This window comes from Leclercia sp. 119287 (genome assembly GCF_009734485.1).
Lineage (GTDB): Bacteria > Pseudomonadota > Gammaproteobacteria > Enterobacterales > Enterobacteriaceae > Enterobacter > Enterobacter adecarboxylatus_C.
In genome coordinates this window covers 3,579,005-3,596,489 of sequence record NZ_CP046445.1, presented here as the reverse complement: position 1 = coordinate 3,596,489, position 17,485 = coordinate 3,579,005, and the positions used below count along the sequence as shown (strand labels likewise).

Below are 17,485 nucleotides of genomic sequence, written 5' to 3'. Positions count from 1 at the left end.
AAAGAAAACGCTGAATCTTCACGCTAAGCTTGCTGGAAGAGCATTTCCCGGTTAAGGAGATGTAGTGTAGAATGCTGCGTTTTCGCACTGAAAAACGTCAGGCTAAGAACAGCGGCCTCCAGGAATTCGTAAGGCATAATTATTTAACTATATGAAGAACATACGTAACTTTTCGATCATTGCTCACATTGACCACGGTAAGTCGACGCTGTCTGACCGTATTATCCAGATTTGCGGTGGCCTGTCTGATCGTGAAATGGCAGCCCAGGTTCTGGACTCCATGGACCTGGAACGCGAACGCGGTATCACCATTAAAGCGCAGAGCGTGACGCTCGACTATAAAGCGTCTGATGGCGAAACCTACCAACTTAACTTTATCGACACCCCAGGCCACGTAGACTTCTCCTATGAAGTTTCCCGTTCGCTGGCCGCCTGTGAAGGCGCGCTGCTGGTGGTTGATGCCGGGCAGGGCGTAGAAGCCCAGACGCTGGCCAACTGCTATACCGCGATGGAAATGGATCTCGAAGTGGTGCCGGTACTGAACAAAATCGACCTGCCAGCCGCCGATCCTGAGCGCGTAGCGGAAGAGATTGAAGATATCGTCGGTATCGACGCGACGGACGCAGTGCGCTGCTCCGCCAAAACCGGCGTAGGTGTAACCGACGTGCTGGAACGTCTGGTGCGTGACATTCCGGCCCCGGAAGGTGACGCTGATGCGCCGCTGCAGGCGCTGATCATCGACTCCTGGTTCGATAACTATCTCGGCGTTGTCTCGCTGGTGCGTATTAAAAACGGCACCATGCGCAAAGGCGACAAGATTAAAGTGATGAGCACCGGACAGGTCTATAACGCCGACCGTCTGGGGATCTTCACGCCAAAACAGGTTGACCGTACCGAGCTGAAATGCGGCGAAGTAGGCTGGCTGGTTTGTGCCATCAAAGACATCCTCGGCGCGCCGGTTGGCGATACTCTGACCCAGGCACGTAACCCGGCAGATAAAGCGCTGCCAGGCTTCAAAAAGGTGAAACCGCAGGTTTACGCGGGTCTGTTCCCGGTCAGCTCCGATGATTACGAGAACTTCCGTGACGCGCTCGGCAAGCTGAGCCTTAACGATGCTTCCCTGTTCTATGAGCCAGAAAGCTCAACTGCGCTGGGCTTCGGCTTCCGCTGTGGCTTCCTCGGCCTGCTGCACATGGAGATCATTCAGGAGCGTCTGGAGCGTGAATACGATCTGGATCTGATCACCACTGCACCGACGGTAGTTTACGAAGTTGAGACCACCTCGAAAGAGGTTATCTACGTCGACAGCCCGTCCAAGCTCCCACCGCTGAACAATATTCATGAGCTGCGTGAGCCGATTGCAGAGTGTCACATGCTGCTGCCGCAGGAGTTCCTGGGTAACGTCATCACGCTGTGCATCGAAAAACGCGGCGTGCAGACCAACATGGTTTATCACGGTAACCAGGTTGCGCTGACCTATGAAATTCCGATGGCGGAAGTGGTGCTCGACTTCTTCGACCGCCTGAAGTCAACCTCCCGCGGCTATGCGTCGCTGGACTACAACTTCAAACGCTTCCAGGCCTCCAACATGGTTCGTGTGGACGTGCTGATCAACAGCGAGCGCGTCGATGCTCTGGCGCTGATCACCCACAATGACAATGCTCCGTATCGCGGTCGCGAACTGGTCGAGAAGATGAAAGAGCTCATCCCTCGCCAGCAGTTCGATATTGCGATTCAGGCGGCCATTGGCAACCACATCATCGCCCGTTCGACGGTGAAACAGCTGCGTAAAAACGTTCTGGCAAAATGCTATGGCGGCGACGTCAGCCGTAAGAAAAAGCTGCTCCAGAAGCAGAAAGAAGGTAAGAAGCGTATGAAGCAGGTCGGTAACGTCGAGCTGCCGCAGGAAGCGTTCCTCGCCATTCTGCACGTGGGTAAAGACGGAAAATAATCCTATAAGGAGTTGGCATGGCGAACATGTTTGCCCTGATCCTGGTGATTGCCACCCTGGTGACGGGGCTGTTGTGGTGTCTGGATAAGTTTATCTTTGCCCCGAAACGTCACGAACGTCAGGCCGCCGCACAGGCTGCCACGGGCGACCAGTTGGATGCGAAAACCCTGAAAAAAGTCAGCCCGAAGCCGGGCTGGCTGGAAACGGGCGCTTCGGTCTTTCCGGTGCTGGCGATTGTGCTGGTGGTGCGTTCGTTTATCTATGAACCTTTCCAGATCCCATCCGGTTCGATGATGCCAACGCTGCTGATCGGTGATTTTATTCTGGTGGAGAAGTTTGCTTACGGCATTAAAGATCCGATCTACCAGAAAACGCTGATCGAAACCGGTCATCCAAAACGTGGCGATATCGTGGTGTTTAAATATCCGGACGATCCGCGTCTGGATTACATCAAACGCACCGTTGGCGTACCGGGCGATAAGGTAACCTATAACCCGGTCTCCAAAGAGGTGACGGTTCAGCCTGGATGCAGTTCCGGTACGGCCTGCGGAAGTGCGCTGGCGGTAACCTATTCCGGCGTTGAGCCAAGCGACTTTGTGCAGACCTTTGCCCGTCGTAACGGCGGCGAAGCCACCAGCGGATTCTTCCAGCTGCCGAAAGGCGAGACCAAAGAGAACGGTATTCGTCTGAACGAGCGCAAAGAGACGCTGGGCGATGTGACGCACCGTATCCTGACCGTCTCCATCGCTCAGGATCAACTGGGGATGTACTATCAGCAGCAGGGGCAGCAGTTGGCAGCCTGGATTGTGCCGCCGGGACACTACTTCATGATGGGTGATAACCGCGACAACAGCGCGGACAGCCGTTACTGGGGCTTTGTGCCGGAAGCGAATCTGGTTGGCAAAGCGACCACTATCTGGATGAGCTTTGAGAAACAGGAAGGCGAGTGGCCGACCGGCGTACGGTTAAATCGTATTGGCGGCATCCATTAATTCCTGATAAATGAGCACGTAGTCTCTTTAATCAGAGGCTACGTGAATTATTTAAGGGATAAATCTCTTCTGACTAACGACAACCCCTGTCGTTGCGTATAGAATATTCCCCCGAAGTTTAAGGTTGGCGCTGATTCAGTGCCACGGCACACGAAACCGCGTTGGCTTTCTCAGGACGGTTTCGTGTGCTGCATTTTTGACGCATTTATTCTATTGGTATCGCATGAACCCCATCGTAATTAATCGGCTTCAACGGAAGCTGGGCTACACTTTTCAGCATCAGGAGTTGTTGCAACAGGCATTAACCCATCGCAGTGCCAGCAGCAAACACAATGAGCGACTCGAATTTCTGGGCGACTCCATTTTAAGTTTTGTTATTGCGAATGCGCTTTATCACCGTTTCCCGCGCGTGGACGAAGGTGATATGAGCCGCATGCGCGCAACGCTGGTACGTGGCAATACGCTTGCCGAAATTGCCCGTGAATTTGAACTGGGTGAGTGCCTGCGACTCGGGCCTGGGGAACTGAAAAGCGGCGGCTTCCGTCGTGAATCTATTCTCGCGGATACCGTCGAAGCGTTAATCGGTGGCGTTTTCCTCGACAGCGATATCCAGACGGTTGAGCAGCTGATCCTGAACTGGTATCAGTCGCGTCTGGATGAAATCAGCCCGGGTGATAAACAGAAAGATCCAAAAACCCGTTTGCAGGAGTACCTGCAGGGTCGCCATCTGCCGCTGCCATCCTATCTGGTGGTACAGGTTCGTGGCGAAGCACACGATCAGGAATTTACCATCCATTGCCAGGTCAGTGGCCTGAGTGAACCGGTGGTTGGCACAGGTTCAAGCCGTCGCAAGGCGGAACAGGCTGCCGCCGAACAGGCGTTAAAAATGCTGGAGCTGGAATGAGCGAAGAAAAGAGTTACTGCGGTTTTATTGCCATCGTCGGACGTCCGAACGTTGGCAAATCGACCCTGCTGAATAATCTGCTGGGTCAGAAGATTTCCATCACCTCCCGTAAGGCGCAGACCACTCGTCACCGCATCGTCGGTATCCATACCGAAGGGGCGTATCAGGCTATTTATGTCGATACCCCGGGTCTGCATATGGAAGAGAAACGCGCCATTAACCGCCTGATGAACAAGGCGGCGAGCAGCTCTATCGGTGACGTTGAGCTGGTGATTTTCGTTGTCGAAGGCACCCGCTGGACTGCCGACGACGAGATGGTGCTGAACAAGCTGCGCGACGGCAAAGTGCCGGTGATCCTCGCGGTCAACAAAGTTGATAACGTGCAGGAAAAAGCCGATCTGCTGCCGCATCTGCAGTGGCTGGGTAGCCAGATGAACTTCCTCGATATCGTCCCGCTCTCTGCCGAGACCGGTCTGAACGTGGATACCATCGCGGGCATCGTGCGTAAGCATCTGCCGGAAGCGATTCATCACTTCCCGGAAGATTACATCACTGACCGTTCTCAGCGCTTTATGGCGTCTGAAATTATCCGTGAGAAATTGATGCGTTTCCTCGGCGCTGAACTGCCGTACTCCGTGACCGTGGAAATCGAGCGTTTCCAGACCAACGAGCGCGGCGGATATGACATCAACGGGCTGATCCTCGTTGAGCGCGAAGGGCAGAAGAAGATGGTGATTGGCAATAAAGGCGCCAAAATCAAAACCATCGGTATTGAAGCCCGTAAGGACATGCAGGAGATGTTTGAAGCTCCGGTTCACCTGGAACTGTGGGTGAAAGTGAAATCTGGCTGGGCCGATGACGAACGCGCGCTGCGCAGTCTTGGTTACGGCGACGACGTATAAGTCACTAAAACGTGGATGGATGGCAAAGAGCCTTTGTCCTTCACAGCCGTCCGTGGAGCGAAACCAGCCTGATGCTGGACGTCTTCACGGAAGAGTCAGGCCGCGTGCGCCTTGTTGCCAAAGGCGCACGTTCCAAACGTTCTAACCTGAAGGGCGCTCTGCAACCCTTCACACCGCTGCTGGTGCGCTTTAGCGGACGTGGGGAAGTGAAAACCCTGCGCAATGCCGAAGCCGTCTCTCTGGCGCTCCCCCTCTCTGGTATTACGCTGTACAGCGGTCTGTATGTGAACGAGCTAATCACGCGCGTTCTTGAACATGAGACCCGCTTCTCTAAACTCTTTTTCGACTATCTGCACTGTCTCCAGGCGCTGGCAGGCGCAACCGGCTCGCCGGAACCGGCGCTGCGTCGCTTTGAGCTGGCGTTGCTCGGGCATCTGGGATACGGCGTCGATTTTCTGCACTGTGCGGGCAGCGGCGAGCCGGTCGAAGACTCCATGACCTACCGCTATCGCGAAGAGAAGGGCTTTATCGCCAGCATTGTCATCGACAACAGCACCTTCACCGGACGGGATCTGCGGGCGCTGGCGGAACGTGAGTTTCCCGACGTCAGCACCCTGCGGGCGGCAAAACGCTTTACCCGCATTGCGCTCAAGCCTTATCTTGGTGGCAAGCCCCTAAAGAGCCGCGAATTATTCCGGCAGTTTATGCCGAAACGTTAGACCACAGAACAAAAGAAATCCGAGGATTGTCATGGCTGAATTACTGTTAGGCATCAACATCGACCACATTGCTACCCTGCGCAACGCGCGCGGTACGGCATATCCTGATCCGGTTCAGGCGGCATTCATCGCCGAGCAGGCGGGGGCCGATGGCATTACCGTGCATTTGCGCGAAGATCGCCGTCATATCACCGATCGTGACGTTCGTGTCCTGCGTCAGACCCTGGACACCCGCATGAATCTGGAGATGGCCGTCACCGAAGAGATGCTGGCGATCGCCGTTGAGACCAAACCGCACTTCTGCTGTCTGGTACCGGAAAAGCGTCAGGAAGTGACCACCGAGGGTGGGCTGGACGTGGCCGGTCAGCTGGATAAGATGCGTGACGCCTGCAAACGCCTGGCGGACGCCGGGATCCTGGTGTCGCTGTTTATCGATGCCGATGAAGCGCAGATCAAAGCCGCAGCCGACGTTGGCGCGCCGTACATTGAGATCCACACCGGCTGCTACGCCGATGCTGAAGACGATGCCACCCGGGCGAAAGAGCTGGATCGCATCGCCAAAGCGGCCACCTATGCGGCAGGTCTGGGTCTCAAGGTTAATGCCGGCCACGGCCTGACCTACCATAACGTCAAAGCCATTGCCGCCATCCCGGAGATGCATGAGCTGAACATCGGCCATGCGATTATCGGTCGCGCGGTGATGAGCGGCCTGAAAGAGGCGGTGGCAGAGATGAAGCGGCTGATGCAGGAAGCCCGCAAGTAATGGCCATCCTCGGCTTAGGCACGGATATCGTCGAGATTGACCGTATCGAAGCGGTGATTGCCCGTAGCGGCGATCGCCTTGCCCGCCGGGTGCTCAGCGATAACGAATGGGCCATCTGGGAGACGCACCAGCAGCCGGTGCGTTTTCTTGCCAAACGTTTTGCGGTGAAGGAGGCTGCGGCAAAAGCCTTCGGCACCGGGATCCGCAACGGCCTGGCCTTTAATCAGTTCGAAGTGTTTAACGATGAGCTGGGCAAACCGCGCCTCAGACTATGGGGCGAGGCGTTAAAGCTGGCGGAAAAGCTGGGCGTGGCGCATATGCACGTGACGCTGGCCGATGAACGTCATTACGCCTGCGCCACGGTGATTATCGAAAGTTAAATCTTATCCGCGTGGTGCATCAGGACAAACTTGTCCCACAGCTGCTCTTCGGATTCTGAATGTGCCGGATCCTTCAGGATGGTATTGGGGATCGGGCACACCTTCTGGCAGGTTGGCGTCTCGTAATGGCCAATGCATTCGGTGCAGCGGTCGCTGTTAATCTCATAAATGCTGTCCCCCATCGAAATCGCCTGGTTCGGGCATTCAGGTTCGCACATATCGCAATTGATGCATTTTTTGGTGATTAACAGCGCCATCAGGAAATTCTCAGAAACAACACAAACAGGGCGGGCATTATACGCTCGGTCATTCCCTGCTCAAACCAGTTTTTTTACCAGCGCCTCACTGTGGCGGATGCGTTCCGGAGCCCGCTCCAGATCCTGTTGAACCAGGGCCATAAACAGCAGGTCGGTCAGCATCATCTGCGCGCTGGTGGAGGAGATGGCCGCGCTGCGGGTGGCCTGCTCTTCGGCAATGGTGTACAGACAGCGGGTGGCCCGCTGCTGCAGGGCATTGGGGGTAAAGCCGGTGATAGCCAGAATTTTCCCGCCCACGCGCAGGGCTTCATCGGCGGCCAGGTTAATCTCCCGGCGCTCGCCGGTATAGGAGATAGCCAGCAGCAGATCGTCAGGTGCCATCGCCTGCACGGTAGCCAGCAGGGCGTGCATATCCTGTTCGACAATGGCGATCAGGCCGATCTTATTCAGCTTCCAGCCAAAATTACGTGCCACCAGGCCTGAAGCGCCGATCCCGGTAAGGATCACCCGCCGTGCCGCGTGCAGCATGGCGACGCTTTCCAGCAGTTTCTCTTCGCTGTTGACGTCCAGCGTGGCGTGCATCGCTGTGACGTTCTCCTTGATCAGCTTTTCCCCCACCAGACGCATCGGATCGTCGCCGCGGATCTGGTTGTGCACCGGCATGGATTGCGGATTCGGGTTGCTGGCCAGGGCTTCGCTCAGCGCCAGCTTTAGCGCCGGAAAGCCTTTAAAACCAATTTTTTGCGCGAACTTAACCACGCTGGATTGGCTCACGCCCGCCTCGCTTGCCAGCTGCTGGGAGCTGAGATGGCGGGCACGATCGGGTTGGGTGAGTAAAAAGTCCGCCAGTTTTTTATCGCTCTGGGCAAAGCCGGCGTAGCGCTGGCGGATTCGAATTAAACAGTTCATAAGGACTCCTGGCGAAATGTGATGACTGCAGCAAATGCGAATTCTGCTCGCCTGAATGAATTTTATATTCCATTATAATGCGAATATTATGAATTAAAAATTCTTGAGGCACAAAAAAATGAATCTCGGCTCACTGGTATCAGAATCCCGCAATCCACAAACCCTGGATCTCGACGCGCTCTCCACGCTTGACCTGGTTAATCGCTTTAACCAACAGGATACGCTGGTCGCGCAGGCAGTGAAAGAGACATTGCCCGAGGTGGCAAAAGCCGTGGATGCGGCAGCCGACGCGCTGAAGGCGGGCGGGCGCATCATCTACATGGGGGCGGGCACCAGCGGGCGTCTTGGGGTACTGGACGCCTCAGAATGTCCGCCGACCTTTGGCGTGCCGCATGGCCTTGTCATCGGCCTGATTGCCGGGGGGCCGGGGGCGCTGCTGAAGGCGGTGGAAGGGGCCGAGGACAGTAAGGAGCTCGGTGAAGAGGATCTCAAAGCCCTCAACCTGACCGCGCAGGATCTGGTGGTCGGGCTGGCGGCCTCCGGACGCACCCCGTACGTGATTGGCGGCCTCGAGTATGCGAACCAGACCGGCTGCACCACCGTGGCGATCTCCTGTAATCCGGGCTCACCCATTGCCCAGGTTGCCACCATCGCCATCTCGCCGGTTGTCGGCCCGGAGGCGCTGACCGGCTCCACTCGTCTGAAATCCGGCACTGCGCAAAAGCTGGTGCTGAACATGATCTCCACTGGCGCGATGGTGAAGTTTGGCAAGGTCTACCAGAACCTGATGGTGGACATGAAAGCCACCAACGTGAAGCTTATCGACCGGGCCTGCCGCATGGTGGTGGAAGCCACCGGTACCACGCGGGAAGAGGCGGAAGAGGTCTTGAAACAGACCGGATATGACGTCAAACCGGCCATTCTGATGATCTTAAGCGGGCTGGATGCCGCGGCGGCGCGCGCCAGACTCGACGCGCATCAGGGATTCTTACGTGCGGCATTAGAGAACTAAAAGAGGCGTACATGGAAAAAACAGCAGCTCTCGCCAGCGATATCCTTGCGGGTATTGGCGGGGAGAACAATATCCGGCGTCTGGAAAACTGCATGACGCGGGTGCGGGTGGAAGTTCAGGATGATGACAAGCTCGATCTGGCGCGGCTGAAAAAACTGCCCGGGGTCAGCGGCTATGTGAAGCAGGGGGAGCAGCATCAGCTGATCGTCGGCCCCGGCAAGGCTGCGCAGGTGGTGGATGCCATGCGTTCGCTGATGGGCGGGGCGGTGATGGATGACGCCGAGCGCACCAAAGCCCAGGTGAAGGCCAAATACAAAGCCCCGATGAGCGACGCATTGCGCCAGCTGGCCAACGTCTTTATTCCGCTGATCCCGGCCTTTATTGCCTCGGGGCTGATCACCGGGATCATCAATATCCTGAAACGCCCGGACATTGTCGGTGACTTCGCGACCCACTATCCCAATCTTCTGGGGATCCTCGGCATTTTCGGCAGCGCGGTCTTTGCCATCATGAACATTCTGGTGGGGGTTAACACCGCCAAAGTGTTCGGCGGCTCGCTGGCAATGGGCGGGGTGATGGCGGGGATCCTCTCCAGCCCACAGCTGGCGCAGATCACCCTGTTTGGTGAAGCGCTGCAGCCGGGGCGGGGCGGGGTGATCGCCGTGCTGCTGGTGGTGGTGTTGATGTGCTGGATCGAGAAACGGCTGCGCAATATCCTGCCGGGCTCGCTGGAGCTGATCTTCAATCCGCTGCTGACCACCTTAATCACCGGCAGCGTGGCGATTATCGCCCTGCAGCCGCTGGGGGGCGTGATCTCCGAATCCATCGCCCACGGTGCCTCCTGGGCTATCGATCGCGGAGGATTCCTGGTGGGCGGGGTTCTCTCGGGCACCTTCCTGCCGCTGGTATTGACCGGCTTACATCAGGGCCTGGTGCCGATCCACGTTGAGCTGGTGCAGGCCCATGGTTACAACGCGCTGTTGCCTATTCTGGCGATGGCCGGTGTCGGACAGATCGGCGCGGCGATTGCGGTGCTGATGAAAACCCGTAATGAACGCCTGAAAAAGGTCATCAAAGGGGCGCTGCCGGTCGGGCTGCTGGGGATCGGTGAACCGCTGATCTTCGGCGTCACCCTGCCGCTGGGCAAGCCGTTTATCGGCGCCTGTCTTGGCGGCGCGGTCGGCGGGGCGCTCATCAGTTACTGGAAAGTGGCAACCGTTATCACCTTTGGTATTTCCGGATTACCGCTGGCATTAACCATCGTGACCGGAAAAGTCATGCTCTATCTGTTAGGCTATCTGGTAGCGGTGATCGCCGGGTTCCTGTTTACCTGGCTGTTAGGGTTCAACGATCCAGAGGAGTAAGGTTTGGTCAATCACGAGCGTCGCGTAGTCTTTTTCGATCTGGACGGAACGCTGCATCAGCAGGATATGTTCGGCACCTTTATGCGCTATTTGCTGCGCCGACAGCCCCTGAATGCCCTGCTCGTGTTACCCCTGCTACCCATCATCGGCGGCGCGTTGCTGATTAAAGGCCGCGCCGCCCGCTGGCCGATGAGCCTGCTGCTGTGGGGCTGCACCTTCGGTCACAGCGAAGCGCGGCTCAAACAGCTGGAGAAAGAGTTTGTCACCTGGTTTCGCGGGCATGTTACCGCCTTCCCGGTGGTGCAGGAGCGGCTCACCAACTACCTCAACGCCAACGATGCCGACATCTGGCTGATCACCGGCTCGCCGCAGCCGCTGGTCGAGCAGGTCTATTTCGATACCCCTTGGCTGCCGCGCGTCAACCTGATTGCCACCCAGATGGGGCGCGCGTACGGTGGCTGGGTGCTGACCATGCGCTGCCTCGGCCACGAGAAGGTGGTGCAGCTGGAGAAAAAAATCGGCACCCCGCTGCGGCTCTACAGCGGCTACAGCGACAGCAAGCAGGACAACCCCCTCCTTTACTTCTGCCAGCACCGCTGGCGCGTCACGCCCCTTGGTGAACTGCAGCAACTGGAATGATTTTGTGATTATGCATAGCGGGTGTGTATAATGCGCCCGCTTTTCAGACTGGAGTATGCTGCGTTGTCCGACCTTGAACTCAATCATGAATACTGGATGCGCCATGCGCTCCAGCTTGCCAAACGCGCCTGGGAAGAGGGTGAAGTCCCGGTGGGCGCCGTGCTGGTCCACAATAACCAGGTGATTGGCGAAGGCTGGAACCGCCCGATTGGGCGTCACGACCCGACCGCCCATGCCGAAATCATGGCCCTGCGCCAGGGCGGACTGGTACTGCAAAACTACCGCCTGCTGGACACCACGCTCTACGTTACCCTCGAACCCTGCGTCATGTGCTCCGGTGCCATGATCCACAGCCGGATCGGCACGGTAGTGTTTGGTGCGCGGGATGAAAAAACCGGGGCGGCAGGTTCGCTGCTGGACGTACTCAGACATCCCGGCATGAACCATCAGGTCAATGTGTTGGGAGGGGTGCTGGCACCAGCGTGTTCGGAGATGCTAAGTGAGTTCTTTCGAATGCGGCGTCAGCAGAAAAAGAGACAAAAGGCAGAATTGAAGTTATCGGGCGAGTAAGCTCATCCGGCGATACTACCGGATAACTTTGCGCCAGCTGCTGTGCCGCCTGCGCCTCTCTCTCTTTCTCCATCAGATACCCCACCAGGCTTATCTGGTATTTGCGGATATTCTCCACGTAGGCGTACGCCTCGTGGCCGCGCGCATAGCCATAGGTTAACTTGCTGTAATACGGCTTCTGACTCAGCAGCGGCAGGCGCTGTTTGACGTCAGACCAGCTGTCGGGATTGCCTTTGGTTTTTGCCGTCAGGGCGCGGGCATCGATCATATGGGCGTATCCCATGTTGTAGGCCGCCAGCGCAAACCAGATCCGTTCCTCTTCCGGCACCGTCTCCGGCACCTTAGCCATCATATCCTGCAGATAACGTGCGCCACCGCTGATGCTCTGCTCGGCATCGGTGCGGTCGGTCAGGCCCAGGCTCTGGGCGGTGTTTTTGGTCAGCATCATCAGGCCGCGCACGCCGGTGGGTGAGGTGGCCTGTGCGTCCCAGTGCGACTCCTGATACGAGATAGCGGCCAGCAGACGCCAGTCAATCTCCTGCGCATATTTCTCAAACAGCGGCTTCAGATCCGGCAGCACGTTATCCACGGCGCGCAGGAAGCTGCGGGTATCGACATAGTCAAAGTCATCCCCGTGGCCGAGGTATTTCTCCTCCAGCCGCGCAAGGGTGCCGTCCTCATTCATCCCGTTGAAGAAATCGAGCATCGCGGCAGAGAGCGTCTGGTCGGCATCAAGGGGGCTGAACCAGGTGACAGGCTGCTCGTCAGTGACGTCCAGCGCCACCGCCAGCTCCGGGTGGACACGCTGGAACAGGCTAATGGCCACCGAATCAGCGATGGTGTAAGGCAGTTTGCCGTCGGTGACCTGCTCCAGCAGCGCCGTGGTGCCCTGCTTCTCATCCACCGTCCAGTTGAGGTTAGGGTACTTCTTCTCTTTCAGCGCCCGCAGGTCGTCGATTACCACATGCCCCGGTGCGACGGTGAGCTGTTCTGCTGTCAGACCGGCAAGGGTGCGCGGGCGCAGGCTGCCCACGCGATAGACCAGCTGCTGTGAGACAGAGTAATAGGTGGGGCCCGGCTGATAGTTCTTGCTACGTTCGCTGTTATAGACCAGCCCGGCGGCCAGCAAATCGGCATCGCCATTATCCAGGTCGTCAAACAGCTGACTGATGTTCTGGCGTACGGTCACTTTGAGCTTTACGCCCAGGTAGTCTGCAAAGTGCTGCGCCAGTTCGTAATCCAGGCCAATCACTTTATTGTTGATCGCGCTATAGGTCAGCGGTGAGGACAAGGTACTGACGCACAGCTCCCCCCGCGCCTGAATAGCGGCGATGCGGTTTTCGGCTTTGCTGAACCAGGGGATTGAAGGCCACAGGGCCGCTGCCAGCAGCAAGGTCACTATGCCGATGAACAGATAATTAATCTTTAATTTTTTCAATAAGTTGATTCTATGTGCTGTGTATTGTTCTGGTTTATGTGGGCCATAGTAAAAACAAGTATTACCAAAGATTTCGCGGCATTTTGCGCAAAGTAACGCCACTTGGCAACTTATTAGCGGGAGCTGCAACATCTCCTGCTAAATGACAACGTCGATTTTATTACGACGCAAACGGTTTCGTCGGCGCGCAGGATCCACTATAATAGCGCCCGTTTTCCCCCCTTGCGCACACTGTAAGCGCCTCCGGCGCTTCGAAGACGAGAGACTTATGATGGAAATTCTGCGTGGTTCGCCTGCACTGTCTGCCTTCCGTATCAACAAACTGCTGGCACGTTTTCAGGCGGCCGACCTTCCGGTAAGCAATATTTACGCTGAGTATGTCCATTTTGCTGACCTGAATGCTCCCTTAACGGCAGAGGATTTAGTCCGGCTTGAGCGCCTGCTGAAGTACGGCCCAAGCCTGAGCAGCCATACCCCGAACGGTAAACTTCTGCTGGTTACGCCTCGTCCGGGCACCATCTCCCCCTGGTCTTCTAAAGCAACCGACATCGCCCGCAACTGTGGTCTGAGCCAGATTGATCGTCTGGAGCGCGGCGTGGCGTATTACGTTGAAGCCTCCACGCTGACCGACGCCCAGTGGGCCGTTGTGGCAAGCGAACTGCACGACCGCATGATGGAGAGCGTGTTCGCCTCTCTGGATGACGCACAGCAGCTCTTCTCCCACCATCAGCCTGCGCCAGTCCAGAGCGTGGACCTGCTGGGTGAGGGCCGTCAGGCGCTGATTGACGCCAACCTGCGTCTGGGCCTGGCGCTGGCCGAAGATGAAATCGACTACCTGCAGGACGCGTTCGTTAAGCTGAACCGCAACCCGAACGACATCGAACTTTATATGTTCGCGCAGGCCAACTCCGAGCACTGCCGCCATAAGATCTTCAACGCCGACTGGGTTATCGACGGCGAGCAGCAGCCGAAGTCGCTGTTCAAAATGATCAAAAACACCATGGAGAAAACCCCTGACCACGTGCTGTCTGCATACAAAGACAACGCCGCGGTAATGGAAGGTTCCGAGGTGGGCCGCTTCTTCGCCGATCGCGAAGCAGGGCGCTATGACTTCCACCAGGAGCCTGCGCATATCCTGATGAAAGTCGAAACGCATAACCACCCGACGGCGATCTCGCCATGGCCGGGTGCCGCAACCGGCTCCGGCGGCGAAATCCGTGACGAAGGTGCCACCGGACGCGGGGCTAAACCAAAAGCGGGGCTGGTGGGCTTCTCCGTCTCCAACCTGCGTATCCCGGGCTTTGAACAGCCGTGGGAAGAGGACTTCGGTAAGCCGGAGCGCATTGTTACCGCCCTGGACATCATGACCGACGGCCCGCTGGGCGGTGCGGCATTTAACAACGAATTTGGTCGTCCGGCCCTGAACGGTTACTTCCGTACCTACGAAGAGAAAGTGGACAGCCACAACGGCGAAGAGCTGCGCGGCTACCACAAACCGATCATGCTGGCGGGCGGGATCGGCAACATCCGCGCCGATCACGTGCAAAAAGGCGAGATCGTCGTCGGTGCTAAGCTGATCGTGCTGGGTGGCCCGGCGATGAACATCGGCCTGGGCGGCGGGGCGGCTTCGTCGATGGCCTCCGGTCAGTCTGATGCGGATCTCGATTTTGCCTCCGTACAGCGCGACAACCCGGAGATGGAACGTCGTTGCCAGGAGGTGATCGACCGCTGCTGGCAGCTGGGCGATGCCAACCCAATTCTCTTTATTCACGACGTGGGCGCGGGCGGTCTCTCCAACGCCATGCCGGAGCTGGTGAGCGATGGCAACCGCGGCGGCCGCTTCAACCTGCGCGACATCCTGAGCGATGAGCCAGGCATGAGCCCGCTGGAGATCTGGTGTAACGAATCCCAGGAGCGCTACGTGCTGGCCGTTGCACCGGATCAGCTGCCGCTGTTCGATGAGCTGTGCCGCCGCGAACGTGCGCCGTACGCGGTGATCGGTGAAGCCACCGAAGAGATGCATCTCTCCTTAAGCGATACCCACTTTGACAACCAGCCGATCGATCTGCCGCTGGACGTGCTGCTGGGCAAAACGCCGAAGATGACCCGCGACGTACAGACCCGTAAAGCCAGCGGCAAAGCCCTCGACCTGCAGGGTGTGACCGTTGCCGAGGCGGTTAACCGCGTTCTGCATCTGCCGGCCGTGGCGGAAAAAACTTTCCTCGTTACCATCGGTGACCGCACCGTGACCGGCATGGTTGCCCGCGATCAGATGGTAGGTCCGTGGCAGATGCCGGTGGCGAACTGCGCGGTAACCACCGCCAGCCTCGACAGCTACTACGGTGAAGCGATGGCCTTGGGCGAACGTTCCCCGGTTGCGCTGCTGGACTTCGCGGCCTCTGCCCGCCTGGCGGTGGGTGAAGCGCTGACCAACATCGCCGCCACCCAGATTGGCGATATCAAACGCATCAAGCTCTCCGCCAACTGGATGGCCGCAGCCGGTCACCCGGGCGAAGACGCCGGGCTGTATGAAGCGGTGAAAGCGGTGGGGGAAGAACTCTGTCCGGCGCTGGGCCTGACCATTCCGGTGGGCAAAGACTCCATGTCGATGAAAACCCGCTGGCAGGAAGGCAGCGAGCAGCGTGAGATGACCTCGCCGCTGTCGCTGGTGATCACCGCCTTCGCTCGCGTGGAAGATGTGCGTCACACCATCACCCCGCAGCTCTCCACCGAAGACAACGCCCTGCTGCTGATTGACCTGGGTAAAGGTCATAACGCGCTGGGTGCCACCGCGCTGGCACAGGTTTACCGCCAGCTGGGCGACAAGGCTGCTGACGTGCGCGACGTGGCGCAGCTGAAAGGGTTCTACGACGCCATTCAGGCGCTGGTGGCCCAACGTAAACTGCTGGCCTACCACGACCGTTCCGACGGCGGCCTGCTGGTTACCCTGGCCGAGATGGCCTTCACCGGCCACTGCGGCGTGGAAGCCAACATTGCCAGCCTGGGCGACGATCGTCTGGCGGGGCTGTTCAACGAAGAGCTGGGTGCCGTGATTCAGGTACGTGCGGCCGATCGCGAAGCGGTGGAAGCGCTGCTGGCCCAGCACGGTCTGGGCGACTGCGTACACTACCTGGGTAAAGCGGTGACCGGGGATCGCTTTGTTATCGAGGCCAACGGTCAGACCGTCTTTGCCGAAAGCCGCTCTACGCTGCGTATGTGGTGGGCAGAAACCACCTGGCAGATGCAGCGTCTGCGCGACAACCCGGCGTGTGCCGATCAGGAGCACGAGGCGAAAGCTAACGACCAGGATCCGGGCCTGAACGTGAAGCTGTCGTTCGACATCAATGAAGACATTGCCGCGCCGTATATCGCGAAGGGTGCCCGTCCGAAAGTCGCGGTTCTGCGCGAGCAGGGCGTGAACTCCCACGTGGAGATGGCGGCCGCCTTCCACCGTGCGGGCTTCGATGCCATCGACGTCCATATGAGCGACCTGCTGGCAGGCCGTACCGGTCTGGCCGATTTCCAGGCGCTGGTGGCGTGCGGCGGCTTCTCTTACGGTGACGTGTTGGGTGCGGGCGAGGGCTGGGCGAAATCCATCCTCTTTAACGACCGCGTTCGCGACGAGTTCGAAACCTTCTTCCACCGTCCGCAGACTCTGGCCCTGGGCGTCTGCAACGGCTGCCAGATGATGTCGAACCTGCGCGAGCTGATCCCGGGCAGCGAAGCCTGGCCGCGCTTTGTGCGTAACCAGTCCGATCGCTTCGAAGCGCGTTTCAGCCTGGTGGAAGTGACCCAGAGCCCTTCTCTGCTGCTGCAGGGCATGGTGGGTTCCCAAATGCCAATCGCGGTATCTCACGGTGAAGGGCAGGTGGAAGTACGTAACGCCGCGCATCTGGCGGAGCTGGAGAGCAAAGGTCTGGTGGCGCTGCGCTTTGTCGATAACTTCGGTAAAGTCACGCAAACCTACCCGGCGAACCCGAACGGTTCAGCCAATGGCATCACCGCAGTGACCAGCGAAAGCGGTCGCGTTACGGTGATGATGCCGCACCCTGAGCGCGTATTCCGTACCGTCAGCAACTCCTGGCACCCGGAGAACTGGGGCGAGGACAGCCCGTGGATGCGTATCTTCCGCAACGCGCGTAAGCAGTTGGGTTAAGAGATCGTTGTTGTGCCCGGTGGCGCTTCGCTTACCGGGCCTACAAAGCCGAGTGAGGTTTTGTAGGCCGGGCAAACGCAGTGCCGCCCGGCGATTTCCCCGGTGTCGCAAATCTGCGACAACGCTCATATATTGATGTCGTCAACTGGCGACATTTAACTTATTGATATTAATAGAGTCCCTAATAACCCTGTAAGGATGTTGCTGATCGGCGACAGATAGCCTGAAAATCATCCCGCCCGTAACTACTGCTGATCCTTATAAAATTATATATAAATTAACAATTTAATATTTTTATTTGCATTATGGCACATCTGTTGCATAATAGTAGCCAGTGGCTCATTCACCCTCTTATGTCAGCCCCTTCGGGACGCGCTACATAAACTTCGAATGACGCACAAAAAGGTGCCTGCCGTCCAACTGCTGATCATAGCTCTGCTTTATCAGACCCGGGGCGAAACGTCGAGTTAGGCACCGCCTCATTCCATAACAAAGCCGGGTTTTTAACCCGGCTTTGTTGTATCTGAAG

The 17,485-nt window shown here is 57.7% G+C and carries 15 protein-coding genes; 12 read left to right on the top strand and 3 right to left on the bottom strand.

Features of this window, described 5'->3' with window-relative positions; genetic code table 11:
• Positions 1 to 151: 151 nt before the first annotated feature.
• The 7 genes from lepA (at position 152) to acpS (ending at position 6,611) form a co-directional block, all read left to right on the top strand.
• Complete coding sequence (gene lepA / locus GNG27_RS17260) at positions 152 to 1,951, top strand: translation elongation factor 4 (RefSeq protein WP_032613179.1); 1,800 nt, start codon at positions 152 to 154, stop codon at positions 1,949 to 1,951.
• 17 nt (positions 1,952 to 1,968) lie between these two features.
• Entirely contained in the window at positions 1,969 to 2,943 is a 975-nt protein-coding gene (lepB, locus tag GNG27_RS17255; RefSeq protein WP_156264370.1) for a signal peptidase I, read from the top strand.
• Between the two features lie 223 nt (positions 2,944 to 3,166).
• On the top strand, positions 3,167 to 3,847 hold the full coding sequence (gene rnc / locus GNG27_RS17250; RefSeq protein WP_032613175.1) for a ribonuclease III: 681 nt from the start codon (positions 3,167 to 3,169) through the stop codon (positions 3,845 to 3,847).
• The gene (gene era, locus GNG27_RS17245; protein ID WP_142486735.1) at positions 3,844 to 4,749 is read left to right on the top strand and encodes a GTPase Era; all 906 of its coding nucleotides are present in this window, start codon (positions 3,844 to 3,846) and stop codon (positions 4,747 to 4,749) included. The genes rnc and era overlap by 4 nt, the downstream gene beginning before the upstream one ends.
• An 11-nt stretch (positions 4,750 to 4,760) precedes the next feature.
• On the top strand, positions 4,761 to 5,468 hold the full coding sequence (gene recO / locus GNG27_RS17240; protein WP_156264369.1) for a DNA repair protein RecO: 708 nt from the start codon (positions 4,761 to 4,763) through the stop codon (positions 5,466 to 5,468).
• Positions 5,469 to 5,499: 31 nt separating this feature from the next.
• Complete coding sequence (pdxJ, locus tag GNG27_RS17235) at positions 5,500 to 6,231, top strand: pyridoxine 5'-phosphate synthase (protein ID WP_142486733.1); 732 nt, start codon at positions 5,500 to 5,502, stop codon at positions 6,229 to 6,231.
• Positions 6,231 to 6,611, top strand: a complete 381-nt coding sequence (gene acpS / locus GNG27_RS17230) for a holo-ACP synthase (protein ID WP_156264368.1) — start codon at positions 6,231 to 6,233, stop codon at positions 6,609 to 6,611. The genes pdxJ and acpS overlap by 1 nt, the downstream gene beginning before the upstream one ends.
• Here the strand turns inward: acpS and GNG27_RS17225 are convergent.
• On the bottom strand, positions 6,608 to 6,868 hold the full coding sequence (locus GNG27_RS17225; protein ID WP_106994567.1) for a YfhL family 4Fe-4S dicluster ferredoxin: 261 nt from the start codon (positions 6,866 to 6,868) through the stop codon (positions 6,608 to 6,610). The two genes, acpS and GNG27_RS17225, sit on opposite strands and share 4 nt — an antisense overlap.
• A gap of 60 nt (positions 6,869 to 6,928) precedes the next feature.
• Positions 6,929 to 7,777, bottom strand: coding sequence for a MurR/RpiR family transcriptional regulator (locus GNG27_RS17220; RefSeq protein ID WP_156264367.1), 849 nt, complete (start codon positions 7,775 to 7,777; stop codon positions 6,929 to 6,931).
• Positions 7,778 to 7,895: 118 nt separating this feature from the next.
• On the opposite strand from GNG27_RS17220, the gene murQ reads away from it, so the two are divergent.
• Genes murQ through tadA form a run of 4 tightly spaced genes read left to right on the top strand, consistent with a single transcriptional unit; the run spans position 7,896 to position 11,362 of the window.
• Positions 7,896 to 8,789, top strand: coding sequence for an N-acetylmuramic acid 6-phosphate etherase (gene murQ / locus GNG27_RS17215; RefSeq protein ID WP_142486730.1), 894 nt, complete (start codon positions 7,896 to 7,898; stop codon positions 8,787 to 8,789).
• 11 nt (positions 8,790 to 8,800) lie between these two features.
• Complete coding sequence (locus tag GNG27_RS17210) at positions 8,801 to 10,153, top strand: PTS transporter subunit EIIC (RefSeq protein WP_156264366.1); 1,353 nt, start codon at positions 8,801 to 8,803, stop codon at positions 10,151 to 10,153.
• A gap of 3 nt (positions 10,154 to 10,156) precedes the next feature.
• Entirely contained in the window at positions 10,157 to 10,792 is a 636-nt protein-coding gene (gene yfhb / locus GNG27_RS17205) for a phosphatidylglycerophosphatase C (protein ID WP_142486728.1), read from the top strand.
• Positions 10,793 to 10,822: 30 nt separating this feature from the next.
• On the top strand, positions 10,823 to 11,362 hold the full coding sequence (tadA, locus tag GNG27_RS17200) for a tRNA adenosine(34) deaminase TadA (RefSeq protein ID WP_156264365.1): 540 nt from the start codon (positions 10,823 to 10,825) through the stop codon (positions 11,360 to 11,362).
• Here tadA and mltF read toward each other — a convergent pair.
• Complete coding sequence (gene mltF, locus GNG27_RS17195; protein WP_156264364.1) at positions 11,244 to 12,800, bottom strand: membrane-bound lytic murein transglycosylase MltF; 1,557 nt, start codon at positions 12,798 to 12,800, stop codon at positions 11,244 to 11,246. The genes tadA and mltF overlap by 119 nt on opposite strands.
• A 268-nt stretch (positions 12,801 to 13,068) precedes the next feature.
• Here mltF and purL point away from each other — a divergent pair, with 268 nt between their 5' ends.
• The gene (gene purL, locus GNG27_RS17190; RefSeq protein WP_156264363.1) at positions 13,069 to 16,956 is read left to right on the top strand and encodes a phosphoribosylformylglycinamidine synthase; all 3,888 of its coding nucleotides are present in this window, start codon (positions 13,069 to 13,071) and stop codon (positions 16,954 to 16,956) included.
• The last annotated feature ends 529 nt before the right edge of the window (positions 16,957 to 17,485 follow it).